Genomic DNA, 21,458 nt, shown 5'->3' on the forward strand with positions numbered 1-21,458 from the left:
CGGACAACTCGGGCTCGATACGATCCTGGTCGAGGCGGACCGGCTCGGCGGAACCTGTCTCAATGTCGGCTGCATCCCCTCCAAGGCGCTCATTCACGCCGCGGAGACCGTGCACGCACTCTCCGACGCCCAAAGCCTTGCCGCGATCGGCCTGACGGTGGCGAAGCCCGCCCTGGATTACGCCAGGATGGGAGTCTGGAAAGACGGCATCGTGTCGCGTCTCACGGGCGGCGTGGCGATGCTCCTGAAGAAGGCGAAGGTACGCACCTTGCACGGGCTTGCAACGCTCGTCGACGGCAAGACCGCGATCGTCGAAGCGGACACCGGCAGGCAGCGTATCCGGACCGAGCATCTCGTCCTCGCGACCGGCTCGGAGCCGGCACCGCTCGCCGCGGTGCCATTCGGCGGCGCGGTTCTCTCGTCGACCGAGGCATTGGCGCTGACCGAACTGCCCGGCTCGCTCGCCATCGTCGGCGCCGGCTATATCGGTCTCGAGCTTGGCATGGCCTTCGCCAAGCTCGGGGTGAAGGTGACCGTGGTCGAAGCCCTGGAGCACATCCTGCCGCTTTACGACATCGATCTGACGCAGCCGGTCGCCCGGAGGCTCGCGGATCTGGGCGTCACCGTGAAGGTAAGGGCGCGTGCGCTCGGCTTCGCCGACGGAGCGTTGCGGGTGGCGCTCGGCGATGCGGGTGAGACACGCATCGCCGTCGACAAGGTCCTCGTTGCCGTCGGACGTCGCGCGCGTACGCAGGGTTTCGGCCTGGAACGGCTCGACCTCACGATGAGCGGCCAGTTCATTCGCATCGACGAATGCTGTGCGACCTCCATGCGCAACGTCTGGGCGATCGGCGACGTCACGGGCGAGCCGATGCTCGCGCACCGCGCCATGGCACAGGGCGAGATGGTTGCGGAAATCATCGCCGGACGTCGGCGCGCCTTCGACAAGGTCGCCATTCCCGCGATCACGTTCACCGATCCGGTGGTCGTCAGCGTCGGCCTGTCGCCGGATGCCGCGCGCGCCGCGCACGGGGAAACGCGCGTTGGTCTGTTTCCCTTCCGCGCCAACGGCCGGGCGCTGACCCAACAGCGCGAGGAGGGCTTCGTGCGCATCGTCGCGCGGGCGGACAATCACGTGGTGCTCGGCGTGCAGGCCGTCGGGGCCGGGGTCTCGGAGCTGTCAGCGGCATTCACGCTTGCGCTGGAGATGGGCGCGCGGCTCGAGGACGTCGCGGAGACGATCGCCGCGCACCCCACCGAGGGTGAGGCGTTCCACGAGGTGGCGCTCGCGGCGATGGGAAAAGCGCTGCACATTTGAAGGCAGGGTCCCCAGCACGGCATCCGGACTGGACGGCTCTGCGTGCTCGCATGCCGCTGAGAAATCGCTCTCCGGTGGACCAGGTTGAACGGGGGAGCTGCAGCCATCGGTCGGCGCTTCGATGAGCCGCGCCGAATGGTATTCAGTATCTCGGTGACGCCTCGCCTTCCGAGCGCCGGTGCGGCAGCAACTGGCTTCGTGCCAATCGATCTCGCTCGCGCTTTCCTTTACCCCAATCTGGCAGGGCAATAGGTGGGTTGGCTGGGGTCGACCATCGGCTTAGACGATCTACCGAGGGCGGCCAGCATTTTTTTGTTTGAGCTTTTCTAACCTTCGCAGCATCGTCAGGTCTTCAGGGGCTGTACACCGGGGCCAGGTCCTGCACGGGGGAGGCGCTCGTGTTCAGTGGAACAAGCAAAGCGCGCGGCGAGCGCTCCTGGCTCAGGAGCCGCCATTGGCTGTCGCGGGGCCTCTCTGCCGTCGCGGTTGCTTCGATCGCGGCCGGCGCATTGGTGTTCGATGCGCTGACGCCGGAAATGATTTCAGTTGGCATCTTATATGTAGCCCTGGTCCTCTTGGGTTTCTGGTTTCCCGAGCCAAAGGCTACACTCGCTCTTGCGGTGCTCGCGACGCTCTTGGCCATCGTCGGACACTGGATAACAATCCCTGACAACACGCCGGAATGGCAAGGCTGGTTAAATCGCGCCCTCGCTGTCGGTACGATTTGGCTCGCAGCAGCCTTCGTGTGGCGCATCCGCTTCCTCGAGAATGAATTGCAGCTGAAAATCGAGTTGATCGATAGCCTGTCACGTGAGATCAATCATCGTGTCGGCAACCACTTGCAATTGGTAGCCTCGATCTTGAGGCTGCAGGCGGCGGAGAACTGTAGCGAAGAGTCACGTCGCGTCCTGGAGTTGGCGGCCTCACGTGTGGCTACGATTGGAAGCATCAATCGCAAGTTGTATATTGCCGAGCCGCAGCAATCGATTGATTCAAAGTCGTTCGTGACCGCGCTCGTCAAGGACGTGCACGCTGCATTAGCTGACCCGGAAAGAATTCAGATCACCGTCTCGGCTCAATGCGCTGAGCTGAGCTCCGCAAAAGCCGCCGCACTGGGCGCGTTACTGGTAGAGTTGCTGAACAATGCGCTCAAGCATGCCTTTGCCGACGGAATGAAGGGAAGGCTGGCAGTCAGCTTCACCGTCCTTGAGAACCAGCACGTCTTAGAGTTGGAGGATGATGGTGTTGGATTTGACCAGGGAAAGGACTCTGATGGCTTCGGCAGGCGGAGCGTGAGCAATCTCGCACGTGCCATGGGAGGCTCGCTGACTTGTCAGCCGGCGCGCCAATCGAAGACGCGACCGGGCACCAGGTGGCGGGTGGAAATTCCCGCTTAACTCGCGCGAGGTGATGCGGAGCCATCAAAAGGCGGTGAAGTGCACGGAACATGGTCGGAGTCCTAGCCTAAGGTAGGATTGCCGAGGAGGTACCCTCAGTCGAATTACGGGAGGCGTCCGTGGACATCACCTTGCTTGCTCCGTGTGTGTGTGGAGCTCCATGGGAACTATTCGCGTACTCTCCGCGTATTTCTCGAATGCCGGGCGGGATCGTGCATTTGCCGATCTCGCCCGCGGTGGCGCAGCGAGCGGCGCTCGATTGAGCGAATCCTGAAGATCATGAGCGATTGGGGGGTGAAGGATGAGCCACTTTCTCGAACGTCTCACCTACCTGAAGCGCCGGCGTGAGGCCTTCGCCGGTGGTCACGGCGAACTGCGTGACGAAGACCGCACGTGGGAGGAAGGCTATCGGCAGCGCTGGCAGCATGACAAGATCGTGCGCTCCACTCACGGGGTGAACTGTACCGGCTCATGCAGCTGGAAGATCTACGTCAAGAGCGGCGTTGTCACGTGGGAGACGCAGCAGACGGACTATCCGCGCACGCGGCCGGGGATGCCCAACCACGAGCCGCGCGGCTGCTCGCGCGGCGCCTCATATAGCTGGTATCTCTACAGTGCGAGCCGGATCAAATATCCGATGGTGCGCGGGCGGCTGGTCAAGGCGTGGCGCGAGGCGCGCAAGAGTCTGCCTCCGGTGGAGGCTTGGGCTTCCATCGTCGGAAATCCAGAAAGTGTGCGTTCCTATCAGTCGATGCGCGGCCGGGGTGGCTTCGTGCGCTCGAGCTGGGAGGAGGCGAGCGAGATCATCGCGGCCGCCAACGTATACACCATCAAGACCTGGGGGCCGGACCGTGTCGTCGGCTTCTCGCCGATCCCCGCCATGTCGATGGTCTCCTACGCCTCGGGCGCGCGCTATCTCAGCCTGATCGGCGGAACGTTGCTCTCCTTCTACGACTGGTACTGTGACCTGCCGCCCTCGAGTCCCCAGACGTGGGGCGAGCAGACCGACGTGCCGGAATCGGCAGACTGGTACAATTCCGGCTACATCATTGCCTGGGGCTCCAATGTCCCCCAGACCCGCACGCCGGACGCTCATTTCTTCGTCGAGGCGCGCTACAACGGGACCAAGGTGGTGGCGATCACGCCGGACTATTCCGAGGTCGCCAAGCTGTCGGATCTTTGGCTCCATCCCAAGCAGGGGACGGATGCCGCGTTTGCGATGGCCATGGGCCACGTGATCCTGCGCGAATTCTTCCTGGATCGGCAGGTCCCCTATTTCCAGGACTATTGCCGCCGCTTCACCGACATGCCGATGCTGGTACGGCTGCGGAAGGACGGCGAACGCTGGGTACCGGACCGTTATGTCCGCCAAAGCGACCTTATCGACGCGTCCCCGTCGGACCGCGCAGCCTGGAAAACGGTGGCGGTCGACGAGGCGAGCGGCAACCTCGTCGTCCCGCAAGGCTCGATCGGCTACCGCTGGCCCGGGGAGGGGGAGCCGAAGGGCCGCTGGAACCTCGAGCCGAAGGATGGGGAGACCGGTGCCGAAGTGCGGCTGGCGCTCAGCCTCGTCGATCGCCGCGACGACGTGGCAGCCGTCGCGTTCCCGTATTTCGGTGGCAGGCAGCACGAGCACTTCCGCGAGAACGATCAGGGTGGCGATGTACTGCTGCGCAACGTGCCGGTGAAGCGCGCCGCGCTCTTCGACGGCGAGGCCCTTGTCGCCACCGTATTCGACCTGGTCTGCGCCAACTACGGGCTCGATCGTGGCCTGGGGGGCGCTTGCGCCAAGGGCTTCGGCGACAACGTGCCCTATACGCCAGCCTGGCAGGAGCCGATCACCGGCGTCGCCGCCGACAAGGCGATCGCCGTGGCGCGTGGTTTTGCCGAGAACGCCGACAAGACCAAAGGGCGATCCATGGTCATCATCGGCGCCGGCATGAACCACTGGTATCACCAGGACATGGGCTACCGCGCGATCATCAACATGCTGATGATGTGCGGCACGGTCGGCATCTCCGGTGGTGGATGGGCGCATTATGTCGGCCAGGAGAAGCTGAGGCCGCAGACCGGCTGGACCATGCTCGCATTCGCGCTCGACTGGGTACGGCCGCCGCGACACATGAACGGCACCTCGTTCTTTTACGCGCACAGCGATCAATGGCGATACGAGAAGCTCGACGTCGCCGAGCTTCTATCGCCACTCGCCGATCCGGCGGCCTATCGAGGCGGCATGATCGACTTGAACGTCAAGGCGGAGCGCATGGGCTGGCTGCCATCGGCGCCGCAACTGTCCGTCAATCCGCTCACCCTCGCGGCCGAGGCCGAACGCGCCGGCGCGGCCGTCAAGGATCACGTGGTTGCCGGCCTCAAATCCGGTCGGCTCACAATGGCCTGCGAGGATCCCGACGATCCCGCCAACTTCCCGCGCAACTTGTTCATCTGGCGCTCAAACCTGTTCGGCTCATCCGGCAAGGGCCACGAATACTTCTTGCGCCATTTCCTGGGTACCCGCCATGGCCTGCAGGGCAAGGATCTCGGCGAGACGGGAGAGACGAAGCCGCGCGACGTCGTCTGGCGCGATCCCGCACCCGAAGGCAAGCTTGATCTCGTGACGACGCTCGACTTCCGCATGTCGACGAGCTGCCTCTATTCCGACGTCGTGCTGCCGACCGCTACCTGGTACGAGAAGAATGATCTCAACACCTCCGACATGCATCCTTTCATCCATCCACTCTCGGCGGCGGTCGACCCGGTTTGGGAGTCGCGAAGCGACTGGGAGACCTACAAGACCATCGCGAAACGCTTTTCGGAGCTGGCCGCCGGCCATCTTGGCGTCGAGCGGGACGTGGTCCTCACGCCGATTCTGCACGACACCGCGGCCGAAATCGCGCAGCCGTTCGAGGTGAAGGACTGGAAGCAGGGCGAATGCGACTTCGTGCCGGGTGTGACCGCGCCGCAGATCACGCTGGTCGAACGCGACTATCCCAACACATATCGCCGGTTCACGGCGCTTGGGCCGCTTGCCGACAAGCTCGGCAACGGCGGCAAGGGCATCTCGTGGAACACCGAGGATGAAGTGAAGGGGCTTGGGAGCCTGAACTACCGGGTCAACGACGGCGGCCCGACGCATGGGCGGCCCCGGATCGAGACGGACATCGATGCCGCCGAAGTGATCCTTTATCTCGCGCCCGAGACCAACGGCGAGGTGGCCGTCAAGGCATGGCGCGCGCTCGGTGAGGCGACCGGACGCGACCATACGCATCTTGCCGAGACGCGCGAGGATGAGAAGATCCGCTTCCGTGACCTGCAGGCCCAGCCGCGCAAGATCATCTCCTCGCCGACATGGTCCGGTATCGAGAGCGAGCATGTGAGCTATACCGCCGGCTACACCAACGTTCATGAGCTGATCCCCTGGCGCACGCTCACCGGTCGCCAGCAATTCTATCAGGATCATCGCTGGTTCCGCGATTTCGGCGAGAGTCTTGCCGTCTATCGGCCACCGATCGACACGCGTACGGTCGCCGACATGCTGGGCAAGAAGAGCAACGGTGAGCTCGAAATCGTGCTGAGCTTCATCACGCCCCACCAGAAATGGGGCATCCATTCGACCTACACCGACAACCTTCTGATGCTCACGCTGTCCCGCGGCGGGCCGATCGTATGGCTATCGGAGGTCGACGCGAAGAAGGCCGGCATTGCCGACAACGACTGGATTGAACTCTTCAACCTCAACGGCGCGATCGCTGCACGCGCGGTCGTCAGTCAGCGCGTTCATGTGGGCATGTGCCTGATGTATCACGCGCAGGAAAAGATCGTGAACGTGCCGGGGTCGCAGATCACAGGCCAGCGCGGCGGCATCCATAACTCCGTCACCCGCACGGTCGTAAAGCCCACGCACATGGTCGGGGGCTATGCCCAGCTCGCTTATGGCTTCAACTACTACGGCACGGTGGGATCGAACCGCGATGAGTTCGTGATCGTACGCAAGCTCAACAAGGTGGAGTGGCTCGACCGCTCCAATCCGGTGGATCCGATCGCCGAGGAGGCAAGGCCATGAAAATCCGCGCGCAAGTCGCCATGGTGCTCAATCTCGACAAGTGCATCGGCTGCCATACCTGCTCGGTGACCTGCAAGAATGTCTGGACCTCGCGCCAGGGCATGGAATACGCGTGGTTCAACAATGTCGAGACGAAACCGGGCATCGGCTATCCGAAGGACTGGGAGAACCAGGAGCGCTGGAAGGGCGGCTGGGAACGCAAGAGGAGCGGCAAGATCGTCCCGAAACAGGGCGGCCGGCTTGCCATCCTGGCGAAGATCTTCGCCAACCCGCATCTGCCGGAGATCGACGACTACTACGAGCCCTTCACCTTCGATTACGAGCATCTGCACATCGCCCCCGAGCTGCCGACCACTCCCGTCGCCCGGCCGCTTTCGCTCGTCACCGGCCGTCCGATGGACAAGATCGAATGGGGGCCGAATTGGGAAGAGATCCTGGGCGGTGAGTTCGACAAGCGCTCGCAGGACTACAACTTCGAGGCGGTGCAGAAGGATATCTATGGCCAGTTCGAAAACACCTTCATGATGTATCTGCCGCGGCTCTGCGAGCACTGCCTCAATCCGAGTTGCGTCGCCTCCTGTCCGTCGGGCTCGATCTACAAGCGGGAGGAAGACGGGATCGTCCTGATCGATCAGGACAAGTGTCGGGGCTGGCGCATGTGCGTGTCCGGCTGTCCATACAAGAAGATCTATTACAACTGGACCTCGGGCAAGGCGGAGAAGTGCATCTTCTGCTATCCGCGGATCGAGGCCGGACAACCGACCGTTTGCTCGGAGACCTGCGTCGGTCGCATCCGCTATCTCGGCGTGCTGCTTTACGATGCGGATGGGATCGAGCGTGCCGCCTCCGTCGAGGACGAGCAGGACCTCTATGGAGCCCAGCTCAAGCTTTTCCTCGATCCGAATGACCCGGAGGTCGCTGCACAGGCCCGCGCCGACGGCGTGCCGGATGCCTGGATCGAGGCCGCCAGGCGATCGCCGACTTACAAGATGGCGGTTGACTGGAAGATTGCCTTTCCATTGCACCCGGAATACCGCACGCTGCCCATGGTCTGGTACGTGCCGCCGCTCTCGCCGATCCAGTCGCACGCGAACGCCGGCGCCGTCGAGACCGTCGGCGAGATTCCCGACGTGCGTTCGCTGCGCATCCCGGTGCGCTATCTCGCCAATCTGCTGACGGCGGGTGCTGAAGCACCGATCGTCTCGGCACTCGAACGCATGCTCGCGATGCGCATCTACTTCCGCCAGCGCCAGCTCGGCGAAGGAGACGGCAAGGCGGTGCTGGCGCAGGCCGGCCTCACAGTTGCGCAGGTGGAAGAGATGCACCGCTATCTCTCCATCGCGAACTACGAGGATCGCTTCGTGATCCCGACCAGCCACCGCGAGCAGGCAGAGGATGCCTATGGCCTCAGAGGTTCCTGCGGTTTCACCTTCGGCAATGGCTGCGACTTCGGGCCGCCGCACTCGACCCTGTTCGGGGGCAAGATGGGCCGACGGAAGCTCACGCCCGTGCGGCCGGTGGATACGTGAGGCGCGGCTCATGTTGGTCTTCAAGGCGTTCAGCGCCCTGCTTTCGTACCCGACTGACGAGATGCGCGAGGCGCTACCCGAGATCGCGGACACGATCCGCCGCTCGCCGCTCGTCGGCCCTCGCGAGCGCGCGGACCTGCTCGAACTGATCGCCGAGATCGGTCGGGGAGATGTGTTCTCCGCCGAGGAACGTTACGTCGACCTGTTCGATCGCGGGCGCGCGCTGTCGCTGCATCTATTCGAGCACCTGCACGGCGACAGCCGCGACCGGGGCAATGCAATGGTCGAGCTGAAACGGCTCTACACCGCGGCCGGCTTTGAGCTTTCCTCCCGGGAGTTGCCCGACTTCCTCCCCGTGGTGCTGGAATATCTGAGCTGCCGCGACCGTGCCGAAGCGCATGACCTCCTCGCCGACTGCGCTCATATCCTGACATCCATCGCGCGCGCGCTCGTGGCGCGACGGAGCCGATACGCCGCCGTCCTGCAGGCGCTGCTCGTGATTGCTGGCGAGAAGCCGGTCGATGGCGCCAAGGTGCCGCCGGTGAGCGAGCAGGAGGACGAGCTTGACCGCGATTGGGACGAACGCCCAGCCTTCGCGGATGCGCCGCCTGGCGGCGGGCCGGGTAACCAAGGGAGATAGGCCATGCTCTCCAACACCTACGTGAACACGCTCCTGTTCGCTGTGTACCCCTACATCTGCCTGGTGGTGCTCCTCATCGGCAGCCTCATCCGATTCGATCGGGAGCCTTACACCTGGAAAAGTGATTCCTCGCAGCTGCTGCGCAAGCGGGAGCTGAGGCTCGGCTCGAACCTCTTTCACTACGGTGTCATCATCGTGATCCTCGGCCACTTCGCCGGTTTTCTGGCGCCGCATTGGGCGGTCGATTGGGCGCTGACGCCGGCGGCGCATCAGCTTCTCGCCATGGTGGTGGGAGGCATCGCGGGTTTGGTTGCGATCATCGGTCTCACGATCCTCATTCACCGCCGCCTCGCCGAGCCGCGTATCCGGCTCAACAACCGCAAATGGGATCTCTCGGTGGTGCTCATGCTGTGGCTTCAGCTTGCGCTCGGCCTGCTGACCGTTCCGCTGTCGGCGTATCACATGGATGGTGCGCTGTTTGAGGTGTTGACGAGTTATGTGAAGGGCATCGTGACGCTCGACGGCGGCGCGGCAGCGTTCATGACGGACGTTCCGCCGGTCTACAAGCTGCACATCCTGCTGGGTTTCACGATTTTCCTGATTTCACCCTTCACGCGCATGATTCACATCTGGAGCGGCGCCGGCGCACTCGCCTATCTGGTTCGGCCATATCAGATCGTGCGCACGCCGCGGACGAGGGCCAAGGAGCCCGTTCGGCTATGACGGTCCTCGTCAATGGTGTCGCCGTATCATCCCTGCGCGACGAATCCGCGCAGTTCGCCGCCGTCCGCGAGCTCTTGCGCCAACGTGCCATTGCCGTCGGGGTGATCGATAGTGACACCCGGAACGAAGGCGAGGTGAGCGCAGCAATTGAAACACTCTTGCGACAGGAGGTGAGAACCCCGGAGCCGATCGAAGCGGAATGCCGACGCTACTACGAGCATCACCGCCATGAATTCGAAAGCGGCGAGCTGGTGCATGCGCGACATATTCTCTTCCAGGTCGCACCGGGAGTGAACGTGGGTGCGCTCCGCGAGCACGCAGAGCAGACTTTGAATGAGCTCTTGGGTCAACCTGAGCGATTCGCCGCCGTGGCCCTCGAGCTGTCCAACTGCCCGTCGGCGCTGCACGGCGGCAACCTGGGTCAGATTGGCCGCGGTGATACCGTGCCGGAATTCGAGCGTGTGCTTTTTCGTCTGGAGTCAACCGGGATACTTCCTGAGGTGGTAAAGACGCGCTACGGCTTTCATCTCGTGGCTGTCGACAAGAGAATTCCGGGAAACATATTGCCGTTCGACGTGGTCAAAGAACGCATCTCCGAGCGCCTCAAACAGGGCGTTGAGGCGAAAGCGCTGCGGCAGTACGTCTCGCTTCTCGCCGGCCAGGCCGAGATCATGGGGATCGATCTGGGGGGCGTGGATATCCCACTCGTACAATGAACCGCTCAACTGGTGCGTCGTTGCAAAACGTCGAGGACGACGGCTAATCTCGTTTTCCGCGCGGACCCGTGGCCTCGATCAAGGAATTCCGGGTGAAACACCTGTCGCCCGCCTATTTTGCCCTCGTGATGGCGACCGGGATCGTTTCGATTGCGGCTCGGGATTTCGGATTGCCCATTCTTGCGACGGGATTGTTTGCCTTCAACCTCGGTGCCTATGTCGTATTGACGTGCCTGACGGCATTGCGTTCGGTCCGGTATCCGGGGCTCTTCTTTGCCGACATGACCGACCACCGGATTGGGCCGGGTTTTTTCACGGCGGTCGCGGCGTCCTGCATTCTTGGCAACCAGTTTCTGCTGATGGCCGGCAGCCTGGCGGCGGCAACCGTTTTCCTGGCCCTCGGCACAGTGCTGTGGATCGGCCTCACCTACACGATCTTCACCGCATTTACGGTCAAACGAGACAAGCCGCCACTTGAGGAAGGTCTGACTGGCGCATGGCTGATCGCAGTCGTCGCCACCCAGTCGATCGCCGTTCTGGCGGCCTTGATCGCCAGTGAATGGCCGCAACAGCTTCGTCTGGAACTCAATTTCTTCGCGCTGTCGATGTGGCTGTGGGGCGGCATGCTCTATATCTGGATCATCTCGCTCATCTTCTACCGCTGCGTTTTCTTTGCTTTCTCTCCGGGCGACCTGACGCCTCCTTACTGGATCACCATGGGCGCGATGGCGATCTCGACCCTGGCCGGCGCACGACTGGTGCAGAACACGCCGGATGCGCCGTTTCTCGCCTCGCTGCTGCCCTTCCTCAAGGGTTTCACCGTCTTTTACTGGGCCGCCGGCACGTGGTGGATTCCCATGCTGCTCGTGCTGGGCGTGTGGCGACACCTGATCCGGCGATTTCCGCTGCGCTATGACCCCCTGTATTGGGGAGCTGTTTTTCCTTTGGGAATGTATACGGTCGCGACTAAGCAGATGGCGGCGGCGCTTGAACTGCCGTTCCTCGCCCCCTTGCCGCCCGTGTTTTTTGCGGCGGCGCTGGTAGCCTGGACGTTGGCCTTCATTGGTTTGGTATCGGAACTGCTGCGTAAGATCGTTCGTCCGGTCTGACGTGTCGTAGCCGTCGAGAACCAAACCACCGAAGAACCGTGGTATGCGACGCCAACCGTGCGATGCGCATTCACCCGATCGAACTTCCGACAAGGCGGACTGATAGGCCGATTGCGATGGCCGATCATCGGGCAGGTGGGTCTAGCGTGGTTTGGGCGACTCACGCTACCCATCATTCCCAACCGCTCACTGCACAATGGGAATGAAATGGTTGCAGCTACCCGCGAACTGCCGGCCTCTGGTTACGCGCTTGAAGTGGACGGCCGACTCAAAGCCGAATTTGCAACCAGAGACGGCGCCAGGGCAGGTGGAGAAGAACTAAAGAAACGTTTTCCCATGCTTCAGATCAGGATCTATGACGCGCAGACGCATGCGCGCGAGGAAATCTAGATCCTCCGACTGGCGGTTTCTCTGCCGCAGTCATCACCAGGACGGCCGCGCGCAAGGCACATGATCGCCTGTCCCGCGCGCGCAACAGGCCGACGGCCGTGGGAGCATGACCCAGCCAAAATGCCATGGACGCCATGCGCTCTCTGCACCCTCAGAGAGGCCTGTCGTCCTCATCTCCGAGGATTCGATGTCCCGCGCCATCGAGGTCCTCGTATTGTCCGCTCCGCAGCGACCACATGAATGCCGCGAGCCCGATGGCGCCCAACGTCACCGAGATCGGGATCAGGTAGAGGAAATTCTGCATTAGAGGCGGTTCGGCCATGGACCATTACAGCTTGAACGCGCGCCAGGCGTGCCAGGTCCCGTGCCCGAGAACCGGGAATACGATGATCAGCCCGATGAGGCCGGTGGCGATGGACGTCAGGAAGAGCCCGAGCACGATTGCTCCCCAGGTCAGCATTACCGGCAGATTGTTCCAGACGAGAGCCATGCTCGAACCCATCGCCGTGAGCGCATCGAGTCGCTCCTCGAGCAACATGGGAATTGCAAATGTGCTGATCGCAAAGGAGAAGGCGGCGAACAGGGCTCCGATCGCCGTCCCGACCACCAGCATGGCCCAACCGGTCGGCGTCGTGAACAGCATCGGAACGAGCTGTTGCAGGCCGGGAAACGGCCTCAACCCGAAGAACAGGGCGTAGACGATCACTGCTGCACGCATCCAAAGCAGCATCAGTCCGCACAGCAGCACGCCGGTGAAGAGAACCTGCCCGCCGGACGCCGGACGGACGAAGATCATCCTGGCGAGCGTAACGGGCTCGCCGGCCGCCAGGCGACGGCTCTTCTCGTAAAGGCCGATCGCAAGGATCGGGCCGACCACGACGAAGCCCGCGAGGGCGGGAAAGAGAATGGAATCCAGTTCGAAGGCGAACAGCCCGACGACGATGCCGGCGGATATCAGGAAGATGACGATCCCGTAGAACAGGCTCTGCAGCGGTTGTACGCGAAAATCCCGCCAGCCGGCGAGCAGCCATTGGAACGCTGCCGCACGGCCATGGTGCCGCTTCCAAATGTTGTCCCGCGGAATCGGCGGCACGACGGCAGGAATGGTTGTCATGATCTGCCTCACCTTCCGGATGGAACGCGCTCGGATAGCGAACAGGCCGACTGGGCCGCACTGAAGCTCCCGGCGCCCTTTGCGATTTCTCCCTGCCTGACGTGCACGACGCAGGAGGGTTGCGACCGCACGGCGACGTAGACGAGGTGAGCATTGGCGCCGAGCACCAGGAGCAGCACCGCGGCGACACCGATCCAGACCGTCGTCCTGGTCGGCTGAGCTCGCTCGGTCGACGCAAGGTCGCTCATCGGCGGGCTGCCCGCAAATCGAGGAGATAGAGCGTGAGGATCTTGCGATCAAGCGCCGACAGCCGGTGCTCCCATGTCGGCATGTGCCCCTGCCGGCCGTTGAATACGGTCGTCACGAGCGACGAGGTGTCGCTGCCATAGAGAAACGACCGATTGGTCAGGTTACGCGATCCCATCTCGGTGTTGCCTTTGCCGTCTTCGCCGTGGCATGCGGCGCAATTGGCCGCAAAGACGGACTTGCCTGCCGCAATTGCCTCCGGCGACGCATCGGCGGTTGGAAGATCGGACAGGGTTCGCACATAGGCGACCACGTTGTCGATATCCTTGCGCGCGAGAACGCCGTCGCGACCAAAAGCGGGCATCTGCGAAGTTCGACTGTCCGGATGCGTGGAATTAATCCCGACCCGGATCGTCTCGGCAATCGCCTCGGGCGTGCCTCCCCACAGCCACGAGTCGGCGGTGAGATCGGGAAAACCTCGGTTGCCCCGCGCGTCGCGGCCATGGCAGGCGGCGCAATTGTCGCCAAACAAGGAGGGACCGGTCTCCCGTACCACCTGCATCAATCGTGGATCGGTCTGGACCTGGGCGATGCTTTCCCGTGCGATCCTGTCGGTCCATTGGGCGCGCTCGAGCTTTGCTTCCTGGAGGGATTGCTGCACGACGGCGCGTTGATCGCTGCCGAGCAGTCCCTTGAAATAGGTCGTCCCCAGCGGCCAGGACGGCATCAACAGCCAGTATACGAAGCCAAACGACGCGGTCACGATCAGGAAGAAATAGACCGGACGCGGAACCGGCGTGTTCAGCTCCTTGATCCCGTTCCATTCGTGTCCCGTCGTCTGATGCCCGGTGTACGGATCGCGCTCGCTTACTCCCATGGCTTGTCCTCATCGATGAGGATCGCTCGCGCGGCGCGGTCGAACGTCTTCCTGTTCGACGGCCAATAGGCGTAGGCGACCACGATCAGGGAGAGCGCGATCAGATAGAAGAGACCGAACGACTTCGAGACCCAGACGAGCGTGTCATGATCGAACATGTGGTCACTCCGCGGAGGCGACGGGCTTGTAGGCCGCATCGGTCAGGCGGCCTACGATCTGGAGGTAGGCGACGAGCGCGTCCATTTCGGTCAGCTCGCCGGACTTGCCGTCGAAACTGGCGACGTTGGTCGCGGCGCCATAGCGCTTGACGACACCCTCGGCATAGGGCGTATCCGGCGCGGCCTGGCCGTAGGCATCGGAGCTGGCATTGGCAATCATCTCGTCGGTATAGGGCACACCGACCTTGCGCAACGCCGCCAGATGCTCGCCCAGGTCGTCCTTGCGTAGCTCGGTTCGCGACAGGAAATCGTAGGCCGGCATGATCGATTCCGGCACCACGTCTCGCGGATTGTTCAGGTGCCGGACATGCCACTCGTCGGAGTACTTTCCGCCGATCCTTGCGAGATCGGGTCCCGTACGCTTGGAGCCCCAAAGCATCGGATGGTCGTACTTCGACTCGACCGCAAGCGAGTATGGGCCATAGCGCTCGACCTCGTCCCGCAGGGTTCGGATCATCTGCGAGTGGCAGGCGTAGCAGCCTTCGCGCATGTAGATGTTGCGCCCCGCGATCTCCAGCGGCGTGTAGAGGCGCATGCCGGGGGCCTCCTCAACCGTCTGGTGGATGGTGAAGAGCGGCGCGATCTCGACCAGGCCGCCGATGCTCGAAACGCCAATGATCGCGAGAACGAGCCCCATCGCCTTGGTTTCCAGCCGGTAGTGCAGTCCGAACATGACGACTCACTCCCCCGGCTGAAGAACGGGAGCGCCGATCGGCGCCGCATCTGGAAACTCCGAGGCCGTGCGACCGGCCACCTGCGGAGCGGTCCGGATCGTCAGCCAGATGTTGTAACAGCCGACGAGCGAACCGAGGAGGAACATGAGTCCGCCGATCGCACGGGCGATGTAATAGGGATGCATCGCGACGACCGAGTCGACGAAGGAATAGGCCAGCGTGCCGCTGTCATTGTAGGTGCGCCACATCAGCCCCTGCACGATTCCGGAATTCCACATCGCCATCACGTAGATGACCGTGCCGGCGACGGCGAGCCAGAAGTGCACCTCCACCAGCCGCGGCGAGAACATTCCATCGCGCTTCCACAGCCACGGCACGGACGCATAGATCGAGCCGAAGGTGATCATCGCCACCCAGCCGAGCGCGCCCGCATGGACATGTCCGATCGTCCAATCGGTGTAGTGCGAGAGCGAATTGACCGGGCGGATGGCCATGAACGATCCCTCGAAGGTCGCCAGGCCGTAGAATACCGCGGCAACCATCATGAAACGCAGCGTGGCATCGTCCCGCACCTTGTGCCAGGCGCCGTTGAGCGTCAGGAGAGCGTTGCCGGCAGAGGCCCATGAGGGCACCAGCAGCATCAACGAAAACGTCATGCCGAGCGTCTGCACCCACTGCGGCAGAGCCGTGTAGTGAAGGTGGTGCGACCCAGCCCACATGTAGAAGAAAGTGATGCCCCAGAAGTTGATGATGGACATCCGGTAGGAAAAGATCGGCCGCCCGGCAACCTTGGGCAGATAGTAGTAAAGCATGCCGAGGAAGCCGGAAGTCAGGAAGAAAGCGACCGCGTTGTGGCCGTACCACCATTCGGTCATCGCGTCCTGGACGCCCGAAAACAGCGAATAGCTCCTGGCGTGACCGAACGAGACTGGAACAGCCAGATTGTTGACGATGTGGAGAACCGCGACGACGAGAATGAATGCGAGGTAGTACCAGTTGGCGACGTAGATATGCTTCTCCTTGCGGCGGGCCAGCGTACGGAGATAGATGACGAAATACGTGATCCAGACGACGACCAGCCAGATGTCGGCATACCATTCGGGTTCGGCATATTCCTTCGATTGTGTGATGCCCATCATGTAGCCGGCTACGGCAAGCACGCAGAACAGGTTGTAGCCGAACAGCACGAACAGCGGGCTGAGCTGATCCGGCAGTCGTGCGCGCGACGTGCGCTGCATCACGTAGAATGACGTCGCGATCAGCGCATTGCCGCCGAAGCCGAAGATCACGCTGGTGGTATGGACGGGACGAATGCGACCGAAACTCGACCATGCCGCGTGGAACGTCAGGTTCGGATCGACCAGCAGCCAGGCGACCCAGTCGCCGATGAACAGGCCGAACACGACCCAGCCCATGGCGATGATGATGCCGACCTTGCTCGGCTCGTCATAGTAGCGCGAGACCCTGTCGGGGCCGGGTTCGGGGGCGTAGTATCGTGAGATCACGCCGAACAATCCAGCCAGCGCCGCGACCATCACCAGTGCCCCCTGGCCGCCGAGCGGATCGTCGCGGCCGACGGCCGCCATCGCCAGGCCGAGGATGGCGAGTGCGATCAGAATGAGGAGCGCGCCCTGACGTTCGTTTCGTGTGAGTTGTCCGATCATCCCATCTCGCCCCAAGTCCCGTCACGGCCTCCTCTGAGTTCAAGGCGTCCGACGGCAACGCCACGACGCGGCGAGGACCGCCTGCCGTCGTCAGCAAACTAAGAGATAGTTTGTCTATATCTTAGCGAGGCGCCGATCGCAATTGATTGTTGGTTGCATTTCCGCCTGCCAGCTTGGGTCTAATCCTTTTGCCCAACCATGTAGATGGCACTGAGGTTTGACCGATGGCGCTCGAACACCCATCGCATGGCCATGACGCGGCGTCGCGCCGCGCCGTCCTTCGCGAGGTTTCTGACGAGCCTCAGAGCTCCAAAGAGGCCTTCGTCCTCGATCAGCCGAAGCGGCCGAAGCAGATGCATCGGGGCGTGGCCGAGGGCAACGACGCGAAACCCGACGCTCTCCAGAAGGGCTTTCCATTCCTGGCTGCGAAGCGGACGGGCACCGACGTGAATGACCGATGAAAGGGCGCGATCGATCTCGCGCTGGCGGTCGGATGGCATGTCGTCCGGGACGATGGCGAGTTCGTGAATGCCGTACCGGCCGCCGGGACGCAGCAGCCGGAACGCCTCGGCCGCGATCCGACGCTTGTGCTCCGCGGTCTGCATGCTCAACATCGCCTCACCGACGACGAGCGAAGCGGACGCGGCGGGCAGCAGGGTCTGGTGGGCGTGACCGACGACGACTGAAATGTGGGGAGCGCGCGGCAGTTGTCGAGAGGTCCATTGCGCCGCCTGGGCGTCGCGCTCGATTGCGGTGTAGCGCTGCGGCTCGTGTTGCAGGATCATGCGGGCGGTGACGCCGAGACCGGGCGCGAACTCCACCACCTCGTCTGCCGGGCCGACGGCCAGATCTTCGAGCAACGCCCGCGTCAGCCTGAGACCTCCTGGACGCAGGACCCGCTTGCCGAGGCGGGCAAGCAGCCAATGCCCCGGCATCTTCTCGATTTCGAGACTGCCGCCAGGCAGCTCTACGCCCTGGATGGAATGAATGTCGGTCATCTCTCGTCTCCTGGTGCCGGTGGCAACGTCATGGTCGTCAGCCGGCCGCCCGGTGCGGGGCGTCCGGTATCGAGCGGCCACCGAAGTCGACCGCCGATCGCCGGAGGAGGCGGCCTGCCGAGTCCGTGATCAGGCGCGCGCGGTGGCTCCGGTAGAAGAAGGTGAGGCGAAATTCTCCTTCGTCCTCTCCGGCTCCGCGCTCGCAGACGCTCGTAATCCGTCCCTCACGCATCAGGATCGGCACACTGGTTGCCGGTACGCGCAGAAGCTCGCCAATGAGTGCGGCGTCCACGACGAACGTGTTGTCGCTGAACTCTATGACGCGGTCGGGCAGCGCTTGGGAGTCGGCCTGCTGGAGGCTCTCGATCATGGAAGGTTCTCCTTGTCGAGGCGGGCTAAAAGATATACATAAAATACATCTTGAAGAGCGACGATGTCAAGCGATGATCCTGCTGCATGGATCATGTCGATCCTCCAGCGCAGCAGCTTCAGCGGGAATCCCACGACGGAGAAATCGAAATGTTGAGCAACTCACATCACCACGTCGATCCGGCGGACGACGCGGAGCGGGCCTATCTGGAGTCGCTCATCCGCGAGTGGTTCGAGCGATGCCACCCCGGCGAAACGCTGGATGATCTCAAGCGCCGGGCGTCATTCTCGAAGGAGGACAGGGGGCTTCTGCGCGATTGGATGGCAGTGGCGGCGGCGCGGTCCGCCGCCGATCGACCGGCGAGGTTATCTGCGCGGGCCGCCTGACGGCTGTGTCGGAGCGGTTGCCGGTCATCATGCGGCGGGTCGAGCGCCAAAGTCCTTTGGCCTGAGCATCAGGTCGGAGAGCGTGTGCTTGTCGAGCACCGCATTGAACGCGTCCAGCCCCTCATGGAAGATGCCGCGCAGCCGGCAGCTGCGTGTGATGTTGCACTGGTTGCCCGTGGCAAAGCATTCGACCAGCGCGAAATCGGGTTCTGTGACGCGGACGACGTCGCCCAGTCGTATCTTGCGCGGTGGTTTTGCCAGCGTCAGCCCGCCGGAGCGTCCGCGCACGGCCTTGAGGAAGCCTGCTCGCGTCAGGGCATTCGTGATCTTCATCAGATGCGCACGCGAGATCTTGTAGACCTCGGACACCTCCTCGATCGTGATCAGCCGGTCGTCATGGGCGGCTGCGTACATCAGCAGTCTGAGCGCGTAGTCGGTAAAATTCGTTAGTCGCATGCGGATATCAAATCGACCAAGGTGGTGCAGAGTGGCGAAAGATATACGTGAACTCGATGTTTTGCAAATTGCAGCAGCCCCGCCGGCCGGCGCACGGCTTTCTCCACGAGATCGATCATAGCTTGCGCACCAGGCGGTGCAGCAAGGCATTGAAGCGCCGCTCGTCCCTTGGCGAGGTTCGACGGAGGATGGCGCAGGCCTTGCCGGCAATGCGGCAGGCCGCATCCGCCTCGCCGGCATCCGCAAGCTTCTGCAAGGCATCGAGCAACAGCAAATTGACCGGCTCATGCGGCGAGACGAGTGGAGCCGGCGCGGAGTAGTCGAGACCGGCGCCGATGGGGGTCTGCGTCATCGACCGATTCCCGGATGTGCCTTTGCCGGCTGGCTCATCATCTCCGGGCTCCATCGGGGATTCCGCACGACCAGATCGCCGGCGTTGGTCATTCGGCCGCCTCCCTCTGGGCGCCCTTGCGTATCAGGAGCCTGTACGTCGTCCCATCCGCCTCGAACCCGCCCTGCCATTCGAATCCTCGCTTGCCGAGTTCGGGCAACAGGAATACCGGCTCGCGGCAAAGAAGAGCGCACAACACCTCGCCCGGCCGCAATTCCTGGACGGCCGCAAGCGTGCGTACCATTGGTTCCGGCGGATCGAGGTCGCGGTTGTCGAGCCGATGCAAGGGCACGGGCCATCCCGAAGCCGCGGCGCCGTCGGGGATCGGCCGGGCGCTTGCAGCTTGCCCCTGCGGCGTAAACAGCACCTCCCAATCGCCGTTGCCGATCTCTCGCGCGGCATGGTCGAATCCCTTCTTGCCCAGCACTCCGTAGAGCGGCACCGGCTCGAACGTCGCCAGTAACCGGAGCGCCTGTCCAGCGCTCAAGCCGTTGACGGCCTGCATGATGGCCGAGAAGGGCTCTCCGCCGGAGCGTAGGATCGGCCGTACGTCGAGTTCGCAGGAAGCTTGTGTCATTCGTCAGTCCTCCATCCTTTCTGGCGTTGCAAAATTGGCAGATGCAGCTGCGCCCATGCGCGATGGCCGTCGGGCAACAGCGCCTCCGGCACCGCGGCCAGATTGCGGGTCAGCAGGAGTTCGAAGGATATTCTCGCCGTGGCAATCAGCATGGCGAATGCGGCCGCCCGGAACACCAGAGGAGCGTCGAGGAGCGCCGCCAGAGACGCAACTCCGACGCCTGCGAAATAGAGCCAGAACCAGGGCATGGCCCGCGGTTCGTTGACGAGGTCCTGCACGCGCGGCGTCGGACGCTTGCCCAGCAGCCCACCGTAACGCTCGAGCCAGGTGAGAAAGGCGACGATCTTGTAGAGCTTGGCGAGGCCAAGCCCGGTGAGCCAGCCGAACGCGAGAAGGAACACAACTCCTCCGATTTCGCGATCGGTCGGCCCGAGTAGCGTCACGGCCAGCAACAGCAAAGCTGCGAGTCCGAGGCTGCCCAGCGCCCACGCCACCATGCGAGCGTTGAGCTCGATCTTCGACCGCTTGCGCGTCCGATAGAGCCGCACGATGTCGTGGCCATAGAGAACGAGACTAACGAGCGCGAGCGCGAGCGCTACGAGCAGCGGATGGACTACTCCCCGACCGAAGATCAGCAGACAGACAGGACCGCCGATCAGGATCACCAGGATGGCCATGGTGCCGGCCAGGAACGCGATGCGGCTGCTGCGGTGCTCGGCTTCGGGGGAGAGCATGAACATCGCAAGCAGCCGATAGCTGACGCCCATGGCGGTGAAGGTGAGCCAGCCGCCGAGCCCGAGCGCGGCGTGAAGCGGAATACCCTCGGACGTGAGGCGCAGGAGGGCAGCATTGGTCGTCCATCCGCCGAGCGTGAGCGAGAAAATCGCTCCCATCGTGACGACGCCCACGAGGCTCAAGAGACCCGCCGCGACGAAGCGGGCGGGCAGACCGATCGGGCGAGCCGACCAGAGCGTGCGGCCGAGGTTCCACAGATTGAGCGCAAAGCCGCCCGCGAGACCGATGGCGCCCAGCGGCAACCAGGGCACGGAGCCCACGGGAAACCCGGCCATGCCGAGAAAGCCGAGCAGCAGACTGCCGAGACCCGCCACCAGAAGCGCGAGTGCGACGATGGGCAATTCGGGATGCGCCAATGGTTTCGTGACCAGGACCGGGACGAACTGAATGAGCGCTCCCGACAAGAGCAGGCTGAGCCAGCCGATGGCGACGAGATGCACGAGAACGAGAGTCTGCGGCGCAACAATCGGTTGGCTGGGAAAGCCGAAGCCGGCCACCATCAGCACCTCCGCGCCGAGCAGCGCGGAAACTGCAACCGCAAAATAGGTCATCGTCCATCTGGACAGGGATGCGCCGAGCATGACTTCTTCTCGCAATTGGACGAGAGCGAAGCGATACCGCCTCGCTCCCGCACGCTTGGTGCCGTTCAGGCCGCCGCGGCGCGTTTTCCAATCTCAACGCGCCAGACGGCGGGACCGCTCTCGACATAGGTCCAGGAGAACTGCTTGGGATATTCGGCCTCCAGCTGGTAGTAGAGCGGCTTGGGGTCGTGATCGTTCACGAGAATGAACGAGCGGCCGACCGTGAGTT

At 63.1% G+C, this 21,458-nt stretch carries 24 protein-coding genes; 10 read left to right on the plus strand and 14 right to left on the minus strand.

What is annotated here, in order from left to right; all coding sequences use genetic code 11:
- The 9 genes from lpdA to KGM94_RS11675 all read left to right on the plus strand — a co-directional run.
- The coding region (lpdA, locus tag KGM94_RS11635; protein WP_300258687.1) for a dihydrolipoyl dehydrogenase at positions 1 to 1,318 on the plus strand (1,318 nt) is incomplete at its 5' end.
- A 398-nt stretch (positions 1,319 to 1,716) separates the two neighbouring features.
- Complete coding sequence (locus KGM94_RS11640) at positions 1,717 to 2,715, plus strand: sensor histidine kinase (RefSeq protein WP_300258689.1); 999 nt, start codon at positions 1,717 to 1,719, stop codon at positions 2,713 to 2,715.
- Positions 2,716 to 3,016: 301 nt separating this feature from the next.
- On the plus strand, positions 3,017 to 6,775 hold the full coding sequence (locus KGM94_RS11645; RefSeq protein ID WP_300258691.1) for a nitrate reductase subunit alpha: 3,759 nt from the start codon (positions 3,017 to 3,019) through the stop codon (positions 6,773 to 6,775).
- Positions 6,772 to 8,304, plus strand: a complete 1,533-nt coding sequence (gene narH, locus KGM94_RS11650) for a nitrate reductase subunit beta (protein ID WP_300258693.1) — start codon at positions 6,772 to 6,774, stop codon at positions 8,302 to 8,304. The genes KGM94_RS11645 and narH overlap by 4 nt, the downstream gene beginning before the upstream one ends.
- A gap of 10 nt (positions 8,305 to 8,314) precedes the next feature.
- A complete protein-coding gene (narJ, locus tag KGM94_RS11655) occupies positions 8,315 to 8,944 on the plus strand; it encodes a nitrate reductase molybdenum cofactor assembly chaperone (protein WP_300258696.1) in 630 nt (209 codons plus the stop codon).
- Between the two features lie 3 nt (positions 8,945 to 8,947).
- Positions 8,948 to 9,667, plus strand: coding sequence for a respiratory nitrate reductase subunit gamma (gene narI, locus KGM94_RS11660; protein WP_300258698.1), 720 nt, complete (start codon positions 8,948 to 8,950; stop codon positions 9,665 to 9,667).
- On the plus strand, positions 9,664 to 10,383 hold the full coding sequence (locus KGM94_RS11665) for a peptidylprolyl isomerase (RefSeq protein WP_300258700.1): 720 nt from the start codon (positions 9,664 to 9,666) through the stop codon (positions 10,381 to 10,383). The genes narI and KGM94_RS11665 overlap by 4 nt, the downstream gene beginning before the upstream one ends.
- Before the next feature lie 68 nt (positions 10,384 to 10,451).
- Positions 10,452 to 11,492: a tellurite resistance/C4-dicarboxylate transporter family protein gene (locus tag KGM94_RS11670; RefSeq protein ID WP_300258703.1), complete on the plus strand. Its 1,041-nt coding sequence runs from the start codon at positions 10,452 to 10,454 to the stop codon at positions 11,490 to 11,492.
- Positions 11,493 to 11,699: 207 nt separating this feature from the next.
- Entirely contained in the window at positions 11,700 to 11,882 is a 183-nt protein-coding gene (locus tag KGM94_RS11675) for a hypothetical protein (protein ID WP_247438947.1), read from the plus strand.
- 151 nt (positions 11,883 to 12,033) lie between these two features.
- On the opposite strand, the gene ccoS is transcribed toward KGM94_RS11675, so the two are convergent.
- The 9 genes from ccoS to KGM94_RS11720 form a co-directional block, all read right to left on the minus strand.
- Positions 12,034 to 12,186: a cbb3-type cytochrome oxidase assembly protein CcoS gene (gene ccoS / locus KGM94_RS11680; protein WP_300258709.1), complete on the minus strand. Its 153-nt coding sequence runs from the start codon at positions 12,184 to 12,186 to the stop codon at positions 12,034 to 12,036.
- Positions 12,187 to 12,210: 24 nt separating this feature from the next.
- A complete protein-coding gene (locus KGM94_RS11685; protein ID WP_300258713.1) occupies positions 12,211 to 12,996 on the minus strand; it encodes a DUF2189 domain-containing protein in 786 nt (261 codons plus the stop codon).
- A gap of 8 nt (positions 12,997 to 13,004) precedes the next feature.
- Positions 13,005 to 13,244 (minus strand): hypothetical protein, encoded by a 240-nt coding sequence (locus KGM94_RS11690; protein ID WP_300258715.1) that lies wholly within the window; start codon positions 13,242 to 13,244, stop codon positions 13,005 to 13,007.
- The gene (gene ccoP, locus KGM94_RS11695) at positions 13,241 to 14,119 is read right to left on the minus strand and encodes a cytochrome-c oxidase, cbb3-type subunit III (RefSeq protein WP_300258718.1); all 879 of its coding nucleotides are present in this window, start codon (positions 14,117 to 14,119) and stop codon (positions 13,241 to 13,243) included. Before ccoP ends, KGM94_RS11690 begins: the two co-directional genes overlap by 4 nt.
- Complete coding sequence (locus KGM94_RS11700) at positions 14,110 to 14,277, minus strand: cbb3-type cytochrome c oxidase subunit 3 (RefSeq protein WP_300258721.1); 168 nt, start codon at positions 14,275 to 14,277, stop codon at positions 14,110 to 14,112. Before KGM94_RS11700 ends, ccoP begins: the two co-directional genes overlap by 10 nt.
- A 4-nt stretch (positions 14,278 to 14,281) precedes the next feature.
- Positions 14,282 to 15,010, minus strand: coding sequence for a cytochrome-c oxidase, cbb3-type subunit II (gene ccoO, locus KGM94_RS11705; RefSeq protein ID WP_300258723.1), 729 nt, complete (start codon positions 15,008 to 15,010; stop codon positions 14,282 to 14,284).
- Positions 15,011 to 15,016: 6 nt separating this feature from the next.
- Positions 15,017 to 16,675, minus strand: a complete 1,659-nt coding sequence (gene ccoN / locus KGM94_RS11710) for a cytochrome-c oxidase, cbb3-type subunit I (RefSeq protein WP_300258726.1) — start codon at positions 16,673 to 16,675, stop codon at positions 15,017 to 15,019.
- Positions 16,676 to 16,854: 179 nt separating this feature from the next.
- Entirely contained in the window at positions 16,855 to 17,673 is an 819-nt protein-coding gene (locus tag KGM94_RS11715; protein WP_300258729.1) for a class I SAM-dependent methyltransferase, read from the minus strand.
- Between the two features lie 37 nt (positions 17,674 to 17,710).
- The gene (locus KGM94_RS11720; RefSeq protein ID WP_300258731.1) at positions 17,711 to 18,043 is read right to left on the minus strand and encodes a DUF6522 family protein; all 333 of its coding nucleotides are present in this window, start codon (positions 18,041 to 18,043) and stop codon (positions 17,711 to 17,713) included.
- A gap of 86 nt (positions 18,044 to 18,129) precedes the next feature.
- Here KGM94_RS11720 and KGM94_RS11725 point away from each other — a divergent pair, with 86 nt between their 5' ends.
- Positions 18,130 to 18,429, plus strand: coding sequence for a hypothetical protein (locus KGM94_RS11725; protein WP_300258734.1), 300 nt, complete (start codon positions 18,130 to 18,132; stop codon positions 18,427 to 18,429).
- Positions 18,430 to 18,456: 27 nt separating this feature from the next.
- Here KGM94_RS11725 and KGM94_RS11730 read toward each other — a convergent pair whose 3' ends face one another.
- The 5 genes from KGM94_RS11730 to KGM94_RS11750 all read right to left on the minus strand — a co-directional run.
- Positions 18,457 to 18,885 (minus strand): Rrf2 family transcriptional regulator, encoded by a 429-nt coding sequence (locus tag KGM94_RS11730; RefSeq protein ID WP_300258737.1) that lies wholly within the window; start codon positions 18,883 to 18,885, stop codon positions 18,457 to 18,459.
- A 115-nt stretch (positions 18,886 to 19,000) separates the two neighbouring features.
- Complete coding sequence (locus tag KGM94_RS11735; protein WP_300258740.1) at positions 19,001 to 19,237, minus strand: hypothetical protein; 237 nt, start codon at positions 19,235 to 19,237, stop codon at positions 19,001 to 19,003.
- 88 nt (positions 19,238 to 19,325) lie between these two features.
- The gene (locus tag KGM94_RS11740; RefSeq protein WP_300258742.1) at positions 19,326 to 19,853 is read right to left on the minus strand and encodes a DUF2249 domain-containing protein; all 528 of its coding nucleotides are present in this window, start codon (positions 19,851 to 19,853) and stop codon (positions 19,326 to 19,328) included.
- On the minus strand, positions 19,850 to 21,148 hold the full coding sequence (locus tag KGM94_RS11745; RefSeq protein WP_366526230.1) for a hypothetical protein: 1,299 nt from the start codon (positions 21,146 to 21,148) through the stop codon (positions 19,850 to 19,852). The genes KGM94_RS11740 and KGM94_RS11745 overlap by 4 nt, the downstream gene beginning before the upstream one ends.
- Positions 21,149 to 21,294: 146 nt before the next feature.
- A partial coding sequence (locus KGM94_RS11750) for a DUF2249 domain-containing protein (RefSeq protein WP_300258750.1) occupies positions 21,295 to 21,458 on the minus strand: 164 nt, incomplete at its 5' end.

It is taken from the genome of Bradyrhizobium sp., assembly GCF_028868675.1.
Taxonomy (GTDB): Bacteria; Pseudomonadota; Alphaproteobacteria; order Rhizobiales; family Xanthobacteraceae; genus Bradyrhizobium.

Bases quoted from the DNA above. Each gene is read 5' to 3' on its own strand.
- KGM94_RS11645 (WP_300258691.1), top strand. From the start codon at position 3,017: ATGAGCCACTTTCTCGAACGTCTCACCTACCTGAAGCGCCGGCGTGAG.
- narH (WP_300258693.1), top strand. From the start codon at position 6,772: ATGAAAATCCGCGCGCAAGTCGCCATGGTGCTCAATCTCGACAAGTGC.
- narJ (WP_300258696.1), top strand. From the start codon at position 8,315: ATGTTGGTCTTCAAGGCGTTCAGCGCCCTGCTTTCGTACCCGACTGAC.
- narI (WP_300258698.1), top strand. From the start codon at position 8,948: ATGCTCTCCAACACCTACGTGAACACGCTCCTGTTCGCTGTGTACCCC.
- KGM94_RS11665 (WP_300258700.1), top strand. From the start codon at position 9,664: ATGACGGTCCTCGTCAATGGTGTCGCCGTATCATCCCTGCGCGACGAA.
- KGM94_RS11675 (WP_247438947.1), top strand. From the start codon at position 11,700: ATGGTTGCAGCTACCCGCGAACTGCCGGCCTCTGGTTACGCGCTTGAA.
- ccoS (WP_300258709.1), bottom strand. From the start codon at position 12,186: ATGCAGAATTTCCTCTACCTGATCCCGATCTCGGTGACGTTGGGCGCC.
- KGM94_RS11685 (WP_300258713.1), bottom strand. From the start codon at position 12,996: ATGACAACCATTCCTGCCGTCGTGCCGCCGATTCCGCGGGACAACATT.
- KGM94_RS11690 (WP_300258715.1), bottom strand. From the start codon at position 13,244: ATGAGCGACCTTGCGTCGACCGAGCGAGCTCAGCCGACCAGGACGACG.
- ccoP (WP_300258718.1), bottom strand. From the start codon at position 14,119: ATGGGAGTAAGCGAGCGCGATCCGTACACCGGGCATCAGACGACGGGA.
- KGM94_RS11700 (WP_300258721.1), bottom strand. From the start codon at position 14,277: ATGTTCGATCATGACACGCTCGTCTGGGTCTCGAAGTCGTTCGGTCTC.
- ccoO (WP_300258723.1), bottom strand. From the start codon at position 15,010: ATGTTCGGACTGCACTACCGGCTGGAAACCAAGGCGATGGGGCTCGTT.
- ccoN (WP_300258726.1), bottom strand. From the start codon at position 16,675: ATGATCGGACAACTCACACGAAACGAACGTCAGGGCGCGCTCCTCATT.
- KGM94_RS11715 (WP_300258729.1), bottom strand. From the start codon at position 17,673: ATGACCGACATTCATTCCATCCAGGGCGTAGAGCTGCCTGGCGGCAGT.
- KGM94_RS11720 (WP_300258731.1), bottom strand. From the start codon at position 18,043: ATGATCGAGAGCCTCCAGCAGGCCGACTCCCAAGCGCTGCCCGACCGC.
- KGM94_RS11725 (WP_300258734.1), top strand. From the start codon at position 18,130: ATGGATCATGTCGATCCTCCAGCGCAGCAGCTTCAGCGGGAATCCCAC.
- KGM94_RS11730 (WP_300258737.1), bottom strand. From the start codon at position 18,885: ATGCGACTAACGAATTTTACCGACTACGCGCTCAGACTGCTGATGTAC.
- KGM94_RS11735 (WP_300258740.1), bottom strand. From the start codon at position 19,237: ATGACGCAGACCCCCATCGGCGCCGGTCTCGACTACTCCGCGCCGGCT.
- KGM94_RS11740 (WP_300258742.1), bottom strand. From the start codon at position 19,853: ATGACACAAGCTTCCTGCGAACTCGACGTACGGCCGATCCTACGCTCC.
- KGM94_RS11745 (WP_366526230.1), bottom strand. From the start codon at position 21,148: ATGGTGGCCGGCTTCGGCTTTCCCAGCCAACCGATTGTTGCGCCGCAG.